14 protein-coding genes are annotated in these 13,900 nt (G+C 49.6%); 7 read left to right on the top strand and 7 right to left on the bottom strand.

What is annotated here, in order from left to right:
- Positions 1–22: 22 nt before the first annotated feature.
- A complete protein-coding gene (locus tag AC0YOA_RS31630; RefSeq protein ID WP_475789565.1) occupies positions 23–139 on the top strand; it encodes an IS3 family transposase in 117 nt (38 codons plus the stop codon).
- Between the two features lie 194 nt (positions 140–333).
- Positions 334–849, top strand: a complete 516-nt coding sequence (locus AC0YOA_RS31625) for a DUF6886 family protein (RefSeq protein WP_475789990.1) — start codon at positions 334–336, stop codon at positions 847–849.
- A 59-nt stretch (positions 850–908) separates the two neighbouring features.
- Here AC0YOA_RS31625 and AC0YOA_RS31620 read toward each other — a convergent pair whose 3' ends face one another.
- Together AC0YOA_RS31620 and AC0YOA_RS31615 are read right to left on the bottom strand one after the other, a co-directional pair.
- Positions 909–1,691, bottom strand: a complete 783-nt coding sequence (locus AC0YOA_RS31620; protein WP_475789989.1) for a sugar phosphate isomerase/epimerase family protein — start codon at positions 1,689–1,691, stop codon at positions 909–911.
- A gap of 132 nt (positions 1,692–1,823) precedes the next feature.
- A complete protein-coding gene (locus AC0YOA_RS31615) occupies positions 1,824–2,663 on the bottom strand; it encodes a helix-turn-helix transcriptional regulator (protein WP_475789988.1) in 840 nt (279 codons plus the stop codon).
- Positions 2,664–2,811: 148 nt separating this feature from the next.
- Here AC0YOA_RS31615 and AC0YOA_RS31610 point away from each other — a divergent pair, with 148 nt between their 5' ends.
- Together AC0YOA_RS31610 and AC0YOA_RS31605 are read left to right on the top strand one after the other, a co-directional pair.
- Positions 2,812–4,200, top strand: coding sequence for an MFS transporter (locus AC0YOA_RS31610; protein WP_475789987.1), 1,389 nt, complete (start codon positions 2,812–2,814; stop codon positions 4,198–4,200).
- 178 nt (positions 4,201–4,378) lie between these two features.
- Positions 4,379–5,425: a DUF4037 domain-containing protein gene (locus AC0YOA_RS31605; RefSeq protein WP_475789986.1), complete on the top strand. Its 1,047-nt coding sequence runs from the start codon at positions 4,379–4,381 to the stop codon at positions 5,423–5,425.
- Between the two features lie 71 nt (positions 5,426–5,496).
- Here the strand turns inward: AC0YOA_RS31605 and AC0YOA_RS31600 are convergent, their stop codons facing one another.
- The 4 genes from AC0YOA_RS31600 to AC0YOA_RS31585 are packed head-to-tail and all read right to left on the bottom strand — an operon-like array spanning position 5,497 to position 10,006.
- Positions 5,497–6,501: a CotS family spore coat protein gene (locus tag AC0YOA_RS31600; protein ID WP_475789985.1), complete on the bottom strand. Its 1,005-nt coding sequence runs from the start codon at positions 6,499–6,501 to the stop codon at positions 5,497–5,499.
- A 5-nt stretch (positions 6,502–6,506) separates the two neighbouring features.
- Positions 6,507–7,763 carry a glycosyltransferase family 4 protein gene (locus tag AC0YOA_RS31595; RefSeq protein WP_475789984.1) on the bottom strand — a complete coding sequence of 419 codons (1,257 nt, stop codon included), beginning with the start codon at positions 7,761–7,763 and terminating at the stop codon, positions 6,507–6,509.
- An 18-nt stretch (positions 7,764–7,781) separates the two neighbouring features.
- A complete protein-coding gene (locus AC0YOA_RS31590; RefSeq protein ID WP_475789983.1) occupies positions 7,782–8,726 on the bottom strand; it encodes an NAD-dependent epimerase/dehydratase family protein in 945 nt (314 codons plus the stop codon).
- Entirely contained in the window at positions 8,723–10,006 is a 1,284-nt protein-coding gene (locus AC0YOA_RS31585; RefSeq protein ID WP_475789982.1) for a UDP-glucose dehydrogenase family protein, read from the bottom strand. The genes AC0YOA_RS31590 and AC0YOA_RS31585 overlap by 4 nt, the downstream gene beginning before the upstream one ends.
- Before the next feature lie 226 nt (positions 10,007–10,232).
- On the opposite strand from AC0YOA_RS31585, the gene AC0YOA_RS31580 reads away from it, so the two are divergent.
- Positions 10,233–11,048 carry a UTP--glucose-1-phosphate uridylyltransferase gene (locus AC0YOA_RS31580; RefSeq protein WP_475789981.1) on the top strand — a complete coding sequence of 272 codons (816 nt, stop codon included), beginning with the start codon at positions 10,233–10,235 and terminating at the stop codon, positions 11,046–11,048.
- Between the two features lie 165 nt (positions 11,049–11,213).
- Here the strand turns inward: AC0YOA_RS31580 and AC0YOA_RS31575 are convergent, their stop codons facing one another.
- Positions 11,214–11,552 carry a c2 calcium-dependent domain-containing protein 4C-like protein gene (locus AC0YOA_RS31575; protein WP_475789980.1) on the bottom strand — a complete coding sequence of 113 codons (339 nt, stop codon included), beginning with the start codon at positions 11,550–11,552 and terminating at the stop codon, positions 11,214–11,216.
- 319 nt (positions 11,553–11,871) lie between these two features.
- On the opposite strand from AC0YOA_RS31575, the gene AC0YOA_RS31570 reads away from it, so the two are divergent.
- Positions 11,872–12,735, top strand: a complete 864-nt coding sequence (locus tag AC0YOA_RS31570; protein ID WP_210037555.1) for a MurR/RpiR family transcriptional regulator — start codon at positions 11,872–11,874, stop codon at positions 12,733–12,735.
- Between the two features lie 210 nt (positions 12,736–12,945).
- Positions 12,946–13,860: an N-acetylmuramic acid 6-phosphate etherase gene (gene murQ / locus AC0YOA_RS31565; protein ID WP_475789979.1), complete on the top strand. Its 915-nt coding sequence runs from the start codon at positions 12,946–12,948 to the stop codon at positions 13,858–13,860.
- Positions 13,861–13,900 lie beyond the last annotated feature (40 nt).

Genomic DNA, 13,900 nt, shown 5'->3' with positions numbered 1-13,900 from the left:
CTATCCCTATGATATACGAACCATGGTCGAAGCACAAAGAAGAATTGAGGCGTTCATTCGTTTTTATAACGAAGAACGGATTCAATTAAAATTAAACAAACTGACGCCGGTTGAGTACCGACGCCAGCTCATAGCCTAGGGCTTTTTTCATTGTCTACAAATTTGGGGCTTGACCAATTCCGGTGCAGGGTCTCTTCTGGTTATGCGGAGGCTATCGATTTCAGTCCTGTGCATGGGGCACGGTTGCTTGGAGGTTTGCCAAATCATAACGTGCCGCAGGTCCGGACAGTATGGTAGATTAGAGGGTAAGCGAAAGGCGAAGAGGAGGATAAAATGAAGCTGTTTCATTTTAGCAAGGACGCTGCCATTCATACCTTTTTTCCCAGAGTAAAAGAAAACCGACAGAATATGCCCCCTGTGGTTTGGGCGATTGACGATGCGCATGAGTTCACTTTTTATTTTCCGCGGGATTGTCCACGAATTGTGTATACCAAGGGTGAAGGGATTCTTGAGGAGGATCACCGACGGTTTTTTGGCTTGACCGGCGCGGACATTGTGATTACCGTCGAAACCCATTGGTATGAGCGCATCAAGAACGCCACCGTATACAGATACCGTCTGCCCGTTGAGAGCTTTCGGTTATTCGATGAAATTGCGGGATACTACATATCGCCCGAGACGGTCAAGCCGCTGGAAATGGAACCCGTCTCGAATCTGCTGGAGAGATTAATGGGTTTGAATATCGATGTGCGTTTCACCCCCAACCTGAATCCATTGCGAGAAGCCATTCTAAATTCCTCATTGAAGGATTTCGGCATGCACCGCTTCGAAAATGCAGGGAATCTATGAAGAGAAAAAAGCAAGCTGTCTCCAATAGCGGAAGACAGCTTGCTTAGTAACTGCTGAATTTAATTCTCGCCATACGCCTGTCTTACAGCGCGCCGGACAGTCAGCAGATCATGTTCCACTTCCAGATATTCATCCGCTCCGCCCCGGAATTCCAGCGACCAGCACCCCTGGTAACCGCCCTGCCGCAGCAGCTGCACTTTCTGGAGCAGTTCGGCTCCGGCGAAATCCACAAACGCCCTGTCAAACTGGGCATGCATCGTGAAAGGGGAAACCAGCTCGTCCCCGATTTCCTTATCCGCCAGCCAGCGGTTGACATTCAGTACGATTCCAAAGGATGGCGAAGCAACCTCGTCGCTGACCCGCTTCAGATTTTGGGGAGATTGGGAACCGGCCTGATGCGTCTGCGGCCCTACCCGAAAACCATGCTCCTGGCCAAACTGCGTGTACTCCCGGTACCGCTTGACAATGAGATTGAACTGTTCATCCGTGATGGCAAGTGAATTGACGCCCATATCGATCCGAAGCGCTTTAGCCCCCCATCTGCGTGCGATGTCGAGGTACAGGAGCGCTTTTTGGTAGTTTTGTTCGCGAATGGCAGGATCGTCATGCCAAATATCGGCACCGTCCACGCTCAGGCAAGCGACGGTCAAGCCCTCTTCATCAAGCGTCTCCTTGACGCTGTTGATATAGTTGTCTTCTGTGGAGAGCAGCATGCCGCTCCAAATGTCTGCCTGATCAAGGCGGTAGCGGTACTTGATGCTTTCCAGATAGCCAAACAAATTGATTTTTCCTGCGGCGAATAAAGCGTGAAATGACCATGATCCGATAGAAAAGCCTGCCATTTGATTTCCTCCTAATTCAACCCGGCGGTAAGCGGGTTATGCCCTTTATTGAATTACTTCAGGATTATATCATAAATGTTCAGAGGTTGAGGGGGGAGAGGTGCACTGCGATTATTCCAAAAAAGACGTTTCTCAATTAGATTGAAGCTTGATAAGCCTGGATATTGTATCGTCATCCTTCGACGGTATATTGATGGTGACGGTCAAGTGGGGAGAGCCCGCCACAAGAAACGAAATTTGGTCAAATACGAGCATGCCGGCCGACGGGTGATGATTGATTTTCTTCCCCTCGGGACCGTTCAGGACGTCGTGCTGCGGCCACCATTCCCTGAATTCCGGGCTTGCCTGATTGAGAGCCTCGATGAGCTCCATCCACCATGGATCACCGGCGAATTTGCCGTAGCTGGCGCGGAATTGAGCCAAGCGGTGCCGGGCATGCGTTTCCCAGTTTTCCTGAAGCATCTGCCGGACATAAGGCGATGTGAAGGAACGCCAGACGGTGCTGCGCTCACGCGGGGACATGGCCTCATAATTCCCGTAAATCCGGCTAGCCATACTGTTCCAGCCAACAATGTTCAGGCGTTGATCGGTAACATAGGCAGGACTTATCCCCTGCTGATCAAGGAAGTCCTGCAGCGTCGGACTGATGCTGCTTTCGGCGGGGTTCAGATCCGCAGGCAGCTGCTGCAGGGCAAGCTGAAATAAATGTTTTCGCTCATCCGGATCCAGCTGGAGAGCACGGGCAATGCTTTCCAGTACTTGTGCGGATACCTGAATGCTGCGTGCCTGCTCCAGCCATGTATACCAATCGACGCTGACGCCCGAGAGCAGCGCCACCTCCCCGCGCCGAAGACCCGGCGTCCGCCGCCGTCCTCCGCCGGGCAGACCGGCTTGCTCAGGTGAAATACGGGCGCGCCGCGTCCGCAGGAACTGGGCAAGCTCCAGAAAACGCTCATTATTTGCCTGGTTCATTCCACTTCACCGGCTTCCTTAATGGGATATTATCATAGGAGATTTTCTCCTATGATAAACCATCATCTTATTCTAGTATAAAATCCATTATACACTTTCATCAGGAGAATGACGATTTTCCATATCGCGATGAAAGGGGAAGATAAGTTTGGAACATACGCTGCAAATACAAGCTAAACAGGCAGGCAAGCTCTCAAAAATGCTGCTGCTTATCGGGCTTTCACTCGGTTATTTTATGGTGCTCCTGGATACGACGGTGGTGAGTGTAGCTTTGCCTGCCATTCGCGCCGACCTTGGGGGAGGCATAGCCGGCCTGCAGTGGGTGGTGAACGCCTATACGATCGTGTTCGCCGGCCTGCTGCTGTCGATGGGAGCATTTGCCGACAAGCTGGGAGCCAAGCGCGTCTATATTGGCGGCCTCGGCTTGTTTCTGGCGGCATCCGCCTTTTCGGCATTTGTTCCATCCCTTGGGGCGCTGATCGGTCTGCGCGCCATACTTGGTATTGGCGGGGCCGCTCTGCTGCCAGCCTCGCTGACGCTCCTTACCTATGCTTATCCGGAGCCGTCGGAACGTGCGCGGGCATTGGGAATATGGGCAGCGGTGACGGGAGCGGCGATGGCGGCAGGACCTGTCGTGGGCGGATCGCTGGTCGACTCGCTGGGCTGGCGCAGCATCTTCCTGCTCAATGTTCCGCTTGGCCTCATCAGTCTGGTCATGACAACGCTTCTGGTCAGTGAAACCAGGCGCAAACCGCAGACAGGCTTTGATCCGGCTGGTCAAATTACAGCCGTTGCCGGCATTGCTTCACTTTCTTTCGCTCTTATGGAGGGAGATCAATACGGATGGCATTCTCCGGTCATTCTCTCTGCGTTTATTCTGGCGCTTCTAAGCGCCATCCTGTTCCTGATTGTTGAAGCAAAAGGCAGGAATCCGCTGCTTCCGCTGCTGATCTTCAGGAATGCGGCGGTATCAGCCGGGATGCTTGCAGGGATGGCGGTTAATATCGGCCTGTCGGGTATTTTGTTTATTCTGCCTTTATTCTTCCAGCAAGCGCGCGGATTATCCGCCCATATAGCGGGACTCGCGCTCCTGCCAATGATGCTTCCGCTGGCGTTCAATCCAATTTTTACCGGTCGTCTCGTAGGCCGGATCGGAGCAAGCATACCGATGACGTCCGGCTTTGGCCTGGGTGCGCTGGGTATGTTACTCCTCGTATGGGTGGACACCGATACGAATTACATGCTCACGCTCGCGGGACTGCTGTTGATCGGATTTGGCGTATCATTTACGATTCCCGCATTGATGGCGGCTGTCATCTCTTCCGTGCCAAAAGAAATGACCGGCGCCGCATCAGGCGCTCTGAACTCAAGCCGGCAGCTTGGGGCGACGCTGGGCGTTGCCATTCTCGGTTCAATTTTGAGCGGCAGCGAATCCTTTGCAGGCGGTATGCATATCTCGCTTATGGTTACAGCCGCGGTTATGCTTGGCGGCATCTTGCTCTCGCTGGCGTTTATCGGCCGGAGAAAATCAACTTGACAGCAGAGTATGCAGGCTTTTCCAATTGCCTGGGATCATGTAAAATGAAGGCTGCGGCAAACGCCCCGGAAGTGAGCGGAAGTACGAATATGTTGATGAAGGCCCGTATGAATTTTTCTGAAAATAACAAAAACAGCTGCTTCGGCAGCCATTTTTTGTAGAGAAAGGAGACTCGTTTATGTTAGGCATTGAATTATGCCGCCGATTTTATGTTGAAATCGTGGAGCCTGTGATGGATACATTATCGCCTGTATCCTATTCGGCTGCGCTGATCGGCCCGGGAAGCGAAGTACTGGGGTTTGACACGGAAATGTCGAGGGACCATGACTGGGGACCACGCGTCTGTCTTTTTCTGCATGAACGTGATCTTGCGCTTCGCGAGACTATCCGGGCTTTGCTTGATCAGAGAGTCCCGCCAAGCTTCTACGGTTTTCCCATTGATATCAAGATGACTGTAATCACTACGGTGCCAAATTTCATCAGGGGCCATCTTGCCACAGACATTACCCGATCGTTGGAGCTGGTTGATTGGCTGACCTTCCCCTCCCAGAATCTTCTGGAGATAACCCGCGGGGAGGTTTTTCGGGATGATGACGGTCAGCTGTCAGCGCTGCGCCATACATTTGATTTCTATCCACGCGATATTTGGTTATACCTGATGGCGTCCGGCTGGCAGCGGATCGGGCAGGAGGAGCATCTGATGCACCGTTCCGGTTTTGTTGGCGACGAACTGGGCTCAGCGGTCATCGGTTCTCGCGTCGTTCGGGACATTATGAATCTGTGTTTCTTGATGGAAGGCCAATATGCGCCATATCCGAAATGGTTCGGAACGGCATTCAGACGTTTGAAATGCTCGGATCAGCTCCTGCCCTGCCTGTTAACGGCTCAGACGACAGCCGACTGGAGAGAACGCGAGCTTGCATTAAATGAGGCATACAGCTGTTTATCGGAAATGCACAACGGATTGGGGATTACCGAAAATATTCCGGCTGACGCCTCAACGTTCTATGACCGTCCCTTCAAGGTTATGAAGGGGGAAAGAGTTGCCGGCCTCATTGCGGGGCAAATTGTGGATTCGGAACTTCAACAACTGGCCCAGGCTCGTCTGATCGGCGGCATTGACCAAATTACGGACAACACCGATTTCAGAAAACTGGGCAGTTGGCCGGACGGAGATCTTGCACGAAATGCTTTGAAAACATTATTCAAGCCGATACGAAAATGAAATATTTCTCCTTGAGCTATGTACCGGCCATGCTGCTGTCGGCCGGGCAGGACTAATGAAACATAACGGATTCAGGATTGTCTGACGATTGCCGGCCATGAGGACAGCATCTTCTGACGGTCGCTTTCTGCCGCGATGAACGATTTCAGCTTCTGCACTTCAACGGAAGGATTCCACTCAGAACGTTTATTAAAGACTTTGCTCGCAATTCCATAGAATAAATGGGGGAACAACAGGTCGGCATAAACAATCTGGCATTCCTCATCGCTCAGAGGATGGACCTCGCGGTAGGCTCTGAGCATCGCAGTCGCTTTCGCTGTGCTCCATCCATGCTTTTTCATGACTTTATTGAAGATTTTACGAAGATCCCGGGCTGGCAAATCATAAGTCAGCGAATCCATGTCGATTACAGCCAGGCCTTTACCCGTCTTGATCAAGTTAGCTGCCGCAAAATCCTGATGGCACAGATTTTTTTGCGCAGCGACCTTGTTGACCCAATTGGTGTAATAGCTGCTTCTAATCCACTTCAGGGCTTCTTTTCCCTGGTTGATGAAATTGTCGGCATGGAGCAGGTACAGCTTTTGAAATTCGCTGCTGCTTTTCGCCATTCCCTTAAAGCCCTCCAACCGCTCGATATACCGCTCATAGCTTTGCGCCCAGCCGCCCAGATGAACTCTTTCGTTGGTCGTGTAATTCGAGGCGAATCCTCTTGAAGCCATATGAAATCTGCCGAGCTCCTTCATGATGGCCAGCAGATCCTCTGTTCCATAGGTTGGGGAAGAGCCCTGCACAGCGTCCGATAAGACATAGCAGTTGCCGCTGCTGTCCTCGGCATAATCTTTTCCTGACCGGGTCTCCACCATTGCCGGGATGGGAGCCCCGTTTTTTTGCATATGTCTGATCGCTTGAACCAGAAACAGCAGTCTCTTTTGGGTTGCGGGCGATTTTTTTAATATTTTTGTACCTGCGTTAGTGACTACGCTCCATGTCGCTTTTTTGCCTTTGTCCGAGATCAGTTTGACGCTTTTCACACGTAGAGGATACTGGAACATAATTTCATTAATATTCGCCTGCATGAATCCTACCTGCCTCTGTAAGATATTCTTTTAAGACCTGCAGCGCTATTCCTGTTCTTGCGTGAACGAAGCGGACGGGCCGATTTTCTCTTGGATACGGATACACTGGACAATGGAGTGGGACTGCTGGAATAGGCCCCCATATAAATCTTGTTCAGCCGGTCCGACACATGTCCGAACGTGAATTTGCTGTCTACCAGCTGCCTCCCCCGTACAGCCATTGCCGATGCCTCTTCTTTATTGGTGAGCATATAGTTGATGGCATTGGCAAATGAATTCGCGCTCGTATAGTCACGGACGATGTAGCCGTTGTCCTTATGCGTAATAACTTCAGCATTACCGCCGCGATTGGTCGTAATGACGGGAACGCCTGCAGCCATCGCTTCGTAATGTACGCGCGCAAGAGGCTCCTGCCACTGCGAGCTGCACACGAATACGTCGGCCATCGAGAAGTAATTTTGAATCTCGTCAGCCGGAACGAACTGGGTGAATATGACCTGATTCTTATACGGTTCGGCCAGCTTCAACAGCGATTTCCCGTAGTCATCCACAGTATTGTCGCTGAACCACTTGCCGCCCACAATGACCAGAACGGCATCCGGATGCTGCGCCAGGACACGTTCCATTGCCTGAATGAGCAGATGCGGGCCTTTTTTTACGCTCAGCCGCCCTACAAACAGGATAACTTTCTTATTATTGACCCCGTAACGGGTGCGAAGCTGCTCGCGCGTGCTGTTCCCCCGTGCCGTCCATATGGGAAAATAGCGATTGGGATCAAACCCGGAATAGATCGCTTCGACTTTATCTTTCGCTTCGGGAACCCGGTCCGTTATGGTCTTCTTAATGTAGTTGCTGACGGTCGTTATTTTATGGACATACTGTACACATAGCTTTGCATCCGAATCCGAAATTTTGTTCTCGGCAAACATTTCATTATGAAGACTCAGGACAAAGCGGGTGGAGGGAGAGGCCTTCTTGAACGGAATGACGTTGACCGGCCGGTTAAAAACATGAACGACGTCATAAGCGTTTTCTTTTAGCGAACGGGCCACTTCCGTTACATAGTGTTCCCTTGGAAATCTTATATAGTTAACGCTGCCGCGAGTCTCCAGATCCGGCAGGAGCTCATCCGTCACTGAATAAATGGTTAATTGATGCTCGCGGGCAAGAATGGGAGAAACCCCGTCCATCATCATCTGGATGGCGCCGCCTTTTACAGCGGGAGCAGGAAGTTTCTCCGTACATACGAATGCCAGTCTCATTCCAAAGACAGCCTCCCGTTATGAATAGTATTTTGTAAAGTAGGCCAGTTCTTCGGCCAAGCCTTCTGTTAAGCTTACTTTCGGTTCGTAGTTCAAGAGCCGGGACGCTTTGGTAATATCTGCCCATGTATGCATCGGCTCTCCCCGCATGGCGCCTGCGTTCACGATATTCGCGTGTTTTCCCGTCAAATTCTCCAGTATGCGAATCACATTCAGAATGGAGGAGCGTTCTTTTCCTCCAATATTAATGGTTTCACCTACCACTGAGGGCTGGTCCGCGACTGCAGCCGTCGCTTCAACGCAATCGCTGATATACGTAAAATCTCTTGACTGCGTGCCGTCTCCAATCAGCGTAATCGGTTCGTTTTTAATCATTTGCTTCATAAACCGATGAAAGGCCATATCCGATCGTTGACGAGGGCCATATACGGTGAAAAAACGCAGAATAACGATGGGAACGCCATCGTTCTTCCAATAAACACGGCATAATTGTTCACCCGTAAGCTTGCTCACACCATAAGGAGAGAGCGGGGTCGTGCTTGTGTCCTCCGGCACCCTTCCTGTCCGTTCTCCATAAACGGAAGAAGTGGAAGCAAAGATGAATTTCTTGATTGCCTTGCCGCGGCATGCTTCGAGCAGCTGCTGGGTTGCGAGTATGTTTGTTTCTACGTAATTCCGGAAATCATTCCCCCAGCTGGACCGGACACCGGGTATCCCCGCCAGGTGAAAAACGACATCAACGCCTTGCAGCAGTCCATCCCAATCGGTATGCAGCAATTCTGACGTAACCAAGGTGAACTTTGGGTGGGAATGAAACATCTCGATGTTCTTGGTTCCTATTATTTTCAACTCATCGCGAACAAAGGCATCGATTCCAATGACTTCGTGCTTCCCGCTATTCAGTAAAAATTCACAAAGATGCGAACCGATAAATCCCGCGGCACCCGTCACCATGATTTTCATGGTCTTCCAATTCCCAAGCATTCAAACCCATGCGCTTCCATTGTTTTTTTGTCCAGACAGTTTCGTCCATCTAACAGAAGATTTCGTTTCATCAGCAGCTTGACGCGGTGAAAGTCGGCTTCCATAAATTCCGGCCAGCCTGTCGCAATGACAAGCGCATCTGCCTCCTTTACGGCCTCATATTTATCGGAACACCAAACGACGTGCGGGATAGGAGGAGATACCAGCGGATCGTAAGCATAAACCTGGTATCCTTGTTTCGTCGGCAGCTTCATAAAGGCTATTGCCTGAGAATAGCGGGTATCATCGGTATTCTCCTTGAACGTTGCTCCCCAGACTGCGATCCGGATGTTCTCTCTCTTTTCGCCCAGCTTGTGGTTCAGTTTATTCAGATAAACCCCCAGTTGTGAGCGGTTAATTTTTTTAACGGCCTGAAGCAGCTCCATTTTCACCTGTTTAGTGGAAGCGGCATAATTCAATGCATTGACGTCCTTCGGGAAGCAGGAGCCTCCATAACCTAACCCCGCCTGCAGAAATTTGGGCCCGATCCGATTGTCCATCCCGATCCCTTGGGCAACCTCCGTGATATCGGCGTGATAAGCCTCGCAAATACGCGATATTTCATTGATAAAGGAAATTTTGGTAGCCAAAAAAGCGTTGGACGCATATTTAATCAATTCCGCTTCAATACGTTGAGTCAATAGAAATCTGGTTTCAATAGCCTGGTACAGATCCTTCACTATAAGCGCGGCTTCTTCATTGGCTGCTCCGATGACGATTCGGTCGGGATGCACCGTATCCTCAATTGCGCTTCCTTCCCGCAGAAATTCGGGATTGGACACAAGCTCGTAAAGCGCTTGGCTTACCCCGTATTCTTGAAGCAGAGCATCAATCCGGTCCGCAGTTCCAGGGGGAACGGTGCTTTTTATAATGATGGTTTTAGGAGAACGAATAACAAGCGAGAGGTCTTGAACGACACTAAGGATATACTTCATATCCGCACTGCCGTTTTTGGCGGAAGGCGTTCCGACTGCAACGACAACGACCGGGCAGTTCATCATATGCCGTTTTACGTTCGCAGCGAAAAACAGTCTTGCTTCCGCCTGATTCTTCGCGATCATTTCGGTAAGTCCGGGTTCATAGATCGGTACGATTCCTTCCTTCAGGCTGCTTATCTTGGCGGTGTCGCGATCCGTGCAATAGACAATATGTCCGATATCGGCTAATACAGCAGCCGTCGTGAGGCCGACATATCCCGCTCCAACAACACAAATATTCATATAGGAATTCCCTCTTTCAAATCTACTAATCTATTATATTAGCGGTTGTCCAACAATCGTCACGGCCAATGATCCAAACAGGATGAAATTGGGCCCTGAATAAGTACTCTATAAAATGGGTGTATACAGATGCCTGATTTTGATAGAGGACAAGCTTCAAATAGAAAATTCTTTATATACTGATAATTAACAATAATAAAATATTTGAATGGAAGAGGTGATTTTCATGGTGTTGAAAGCAATCATTCCCGCTGCCGGCTATGGGACTCGAAATCTGCCGATAACCAAAGCGGTTCCAAAGGAAATGTTCCCGATCAGCGGCCGGCCGGCGATCGATTATATCGTATCGGAAGCCATAAACGCGGGGATACAGGAAATTCTAATCATTCTCTCCCGCAATAAAACGGATATAATGGACTACTTTGACCGCTCGATTGAGCTGGAGTCGCATTTATCCAAGCATCACAAGGAACATATGATTGAAAAGGTTGGCCCGGCCAAGGTGTACATTCAATATGCCCGACAGCCGGATGCGCTCGGACTGGGACATGCCATTCAGATCGGCAAGGCGTTCGCAGGAGATGACCCGTTTGCCATTCTGCTTCCGGATCAAGTCAGCCTGGCTCAGACCTCACCGTTACAGGCATTGATTCATGTGTACGAGCAATACAAATGTCCGGTGATCGGACTGCAAGCGGTACCGGAGGAGCTGCTTCAAAACTATGGAGTCGTCTCCGGAACGAGTCTGGAATCTCAGGTCTGCCATCTTCAATCCATCATCGAAAAGCCTAAAATCAATCCGCCATCCAAGCTTGCCGTTATGGGGAGATATGTACTGACGCCGGAAATATTTCCTTATCTCGAACAAATCGAAGCTAACGGGGGAGAAATCCAGCTGACTGAAGCATTAAACGCAATGTGCCGATCCAGGAGGATGCTTGGTTACGTGTTCACGGAGAAGTGGTACGATATCAGCATTGAACAGGAATATCTGAACATCCAACGCTGCGCATACCTTATGAAGCAAGGGAAAAATGAATAGACGGATACCCGTTTACAACCTGTGACCCGCAATAAGGACACTTTGCAGAAGTGACCTTTGGATGGGTCATTTGCGCTTTCCAGGAGCTTTTGTTGATTAAAAAAATGACCTCTGATGAAACCAGAAGTCATCTATGAACCGTATAACCGCAAAATGTGTATGATCTTATTCGATATCATCGCCAGTTGTCCGGTTGCCGCCCGACTTGCCGCCCGCTGTCCGGTTGCCCGCTGTCTTGTTGCCGCCCGACTTGCCGCCCGCTGTCCGGTTGCCCGCTGTCTTGTTGCCGCCCGACTTGCCGCCCGCTGTCCGGTTGCCCGCTGTCTTGTTGCCGCCCGACTTACTGCCCGCCGTCCGGCTGCCGGCCGTCTTGCTGCCGCCTGACGTGCTGCCCGCTGTCCGGTTGCCCGCTGTCTTGCTGCCCCCGGTTTGATCGCCGGCCGTCTTGCTGCCGCCAGTTTGGCTGCCTGCAGCATTTTTTTTGGATTTCTTTCCTAATGGCATATACATTTACCTCCTCTTTACGTTATTTAGTATCATATGAATGAAAACTAGCACTCGTAACGGGTCATCAGTTGGTTTTATAGAATACTAGATATCGCTCTCCAGTTTTCACTCTGAGCTATGAATAGATCTGAATGATTATAAACAGAAATAATTTTCATTATGATTTATATTTATGAAATAAATATGCAAGACACGTGAAACGTTTCCCGAATATTTATTTGCTTTATCTTGTGTTTTGGCGTAAATACACTTAATATAAAGTTGAATTTTGTGAAGCCCGGTTCGTAGAATTTTAAGGTGAGTGGGAAAAAATTAAATGGCGATTAATGATAATATTCTGATTAAGATCAGGGACAAGAAGGATAGCTTGACGCCAGTCGAGAGAATGGTAGCTGAGAGCATTTTGACCAATTTGGAGGAAATTCCCCATCTTTCCATCAAGGGTCTTGCTAAACTGAGTAAAACCAGCGATGCCTCCGTTCTTCGTTTCTGCAAAACGATGGGTTATAACGGTTACCGCAGTTTTATCGTAAGCATCTCTGCATCACTGGGCTCCATGGACGAGGAACAGAAGGATCAGTACACCGATATCCAGCCAGGAGACGACCTGTCCATCATCATCTCCAATATTTCTCACAACAATGTCAGATCCATTGAAGACACGCTCAGCATCATCGACCGGAATGAGGTAGCCCGTGCTGTCAAAGCGCTCCGTGCCAGCAATCGGATTGTTTTCTTCGGTGTTGGAGCCTCCGGTCTGGCCTGTCAGGATGGGGAACAGAAGTTTTCCCGGATCAACAAGATGTGTCACGCCTATACCGATGGCCATAGCCAGCTCACTGCCGCAACCCTCCTAGGAAAGGGCGATGTAGCCATCTTTATCTCGAATTCCGGCGCTACGATAGAGATACTCGACTCGCTGGAAATTGCCAAGAGGAATGGAGCCAATATTATTGCCATTACCAAATATAACAAAAGTGAATTAGCGGGAAAGTCAGATATTGTGCTCAGCATCTCAACTCCGGAATTAACCATAAGAAGCGGGGCTATGGGGTCAAGAATCGCTATGCTTACCATTATTGATATCCTTTTTGCGGGGGTAGCGAGTGCGGAATACCAGAATGTGAAAAAATACCTGACCAAGACCCATAACATCCTGGCAAGCAAGCAGAAGAAATAAGATGGACGTTACTGACATTAGTGATTTAGAGCTAGTGTCTTTTTTTGTCGCAAATAAGAATTTAAAAAACAAAAATTAATTCTAAAATAAAATTTAATTTCAGAATCTATTGACGGAATCCCGGCATCCCCTTAATATAAGCTTAAGAAATGGAATACGTGTCAGCTAAATTGACATTACAATAACCTGAGGCAGGAGAATGAATTGGCTATGAATGAATATCTCGCGGGACTGACAACGGAGGAGATTAACCAGGATACGCTGATGATCGATGATAGCACGACAGAACAAATACTGCGGCTCCTGAATCAAGAGGATGCGAAGGTTCCTGCAGCGGTCGCTGCGGAAATTCCGCAAATCATGAAAGCGGTTGATATTCTGCATCATCTGCTTGGAAATGGTGGCAGAATGTTTTATATAGGGGCCGGAACATCAGGCAGATTAGGTGTGCTCGACGCGTCTGAATGCCCGCCCACCTTTGGCGTTGATCCTCTGCTGGTGCAGGGACATATTGCCGGAGGGGATCTTGCTTTGAGATTGGCTGTTGAAGGATTTGAGGACAATGCAGAGGAGGGGATCGTTTTAATTGAGCGCTGCGGCGTCACGAATAAAGACGCGGTTATTGGCATTTCTGCGAGCGGGAGCGCAAATTTCGTCATTGCCGCTTTGAAGAAGGCAAGAGAGCTTGGTGCCGCAACTATAGGGGTAGTGAACAACAAAAACTCCAGAATAGAGGATGTCTGCGATGTATGTATTGCGCCTGTTGTCGGGCCTGAAGCAATTGCGGGCTCTACAAGGCTGAAGGCGGGAACTGCTCAGAAGCTGGTTCTCAACATGCTCACAACCTGTTCGATGGTGAAGCTGGGCAAGACGTATAACAATCTTATGGTCGACTTGAAGGCAAGCAACAACAAGCTGAATGACCGCTCTATCCGCATTATTCAGACAGCAACAGGCGCGGACGCCGGAACAGCAGCCAAATATCTGGAAAAGGCTTCAATGAGCTGCAAGCTTGCCATCATGATGATAAAAACGAGCCTGGAGCTAGAGGATGCCAAGCGGGCACTGGATCTATCTGGCGGAAACCTGAAAGCAGCCATACGCAATTCCAGTCGAGTTGTTTAATCCACAATTATAAAATCCGATTCCTAGGGGGCAATATTCT

The sequence above is a fragment of the Paenibacillus sp. JT22N12 genome, assembly GCF_056269365.1.
The sequence above is the reverse complement of the archived record's forward strand: the minus strand, read 5'-3'. Positions and strand labels throughout refer to the sequence as shown.

What these genes read in the sequence shown, in the direction of transcription:
- AC0YOA_RS31625 (WP_475789990.1), top strand. Translation starts at nt 334, where the DNA reads ATGAAGCTGTTTCATTTTAGCAAGGACGCTGCCATTCATACCTTTTTT.
- AC0YOA_RS31570 (WP_210037555.1), top strand. Translation starts at nt 11,872, where the DNA reads ATGGCGATTAATGATAATATTCTGATTAAGATCAGGGACAAGAAGGAT.
- AC0YOA_RS31615 (WP_475789988.1), bottom strand. Translation starts at nt 2,663, where the DNA reads ATGAACCAGGCAAATAATGAGCGTTTTCTGGAGCTTGCCCAGTTCCTG.
- AC0YOA_RS31585 (WP_475789982.1), bottom strand. Translation starts at nt 10,006, where the DNA reads ATGAATATTTGTGTTGTTGGAGCGGGATATGTCGGCCTCACGACGGCT.
- AC0YOA_RS31575 (WP_475789980.1), bottom strand. Translation starts at nt 11,552, where the DNA reads ATGCCATTAGGAAAGAAATCCAAAAAAAATGCTGCAGGCAGCCAAACT.
- AC0YOA_RS31580 (WP_475789981.1), top strand. Translation starts at nt 10,233, where the DNA reads ATGGTGTTGAAAGCAATCATTCCCGCTGCCGGCTATGGGACTCGAAAT.
- murQ (WP_475789979.1), top strand. Translation starts at nt 12,946, where the DNA reads ATGAATGAATATCTCGCGGGACTGACAACGGAGGAGATTAACCAGGAT.
- AC0YOA_RS31620 (WP_475789989.1), bottom strand. Translation starts at nt 1,691, where the DNA reads ATGGCAGGCTTTTCTATCGGATCATGGTCATTTCACGCTTTATTCGCC.
- AC0YOA_RS31630 (WP_475789565.1), top strand. Translation starts at nt 23, where the DNA reads ATGGTCGAAGCACAAAGAAGAATTGAGGCGTTCATTCGTTTTTATAAC.
- AC0YOA_RS31605 (WP_475789986.1), top strand. Translation starts at nt 4,379, where the DNA reads ATGTTAGGCATTGAATTATGCCGCCGATTTTATGTTGAAATCGTGGAG.
- AC0YOA_RS31600 (WP_475789985.1), bottom strand. Translation starts at nt 6,501, where the DNA reads ATGCAGGCGAATATTAATGAAATTATGTTCCAGTATCCTCTACGTGTG.
- AC0YOA_RS31595 (WP_475789984.1), bottom strand. Translation starts at nt 7,763, where the DNA reads ATGAGACTGGCATTCGTATGTACGGAGAAACTTCCTGCTCCCGCTGTA.
- AC0YOA_RS31590 (WP_475789983.1), bottom strand. Translation starts at nt 8,726, where the DNA reads ATGAAAATCATGGTGACGGGTGCCGCGGGATTTATCGGTTCGCATCTT.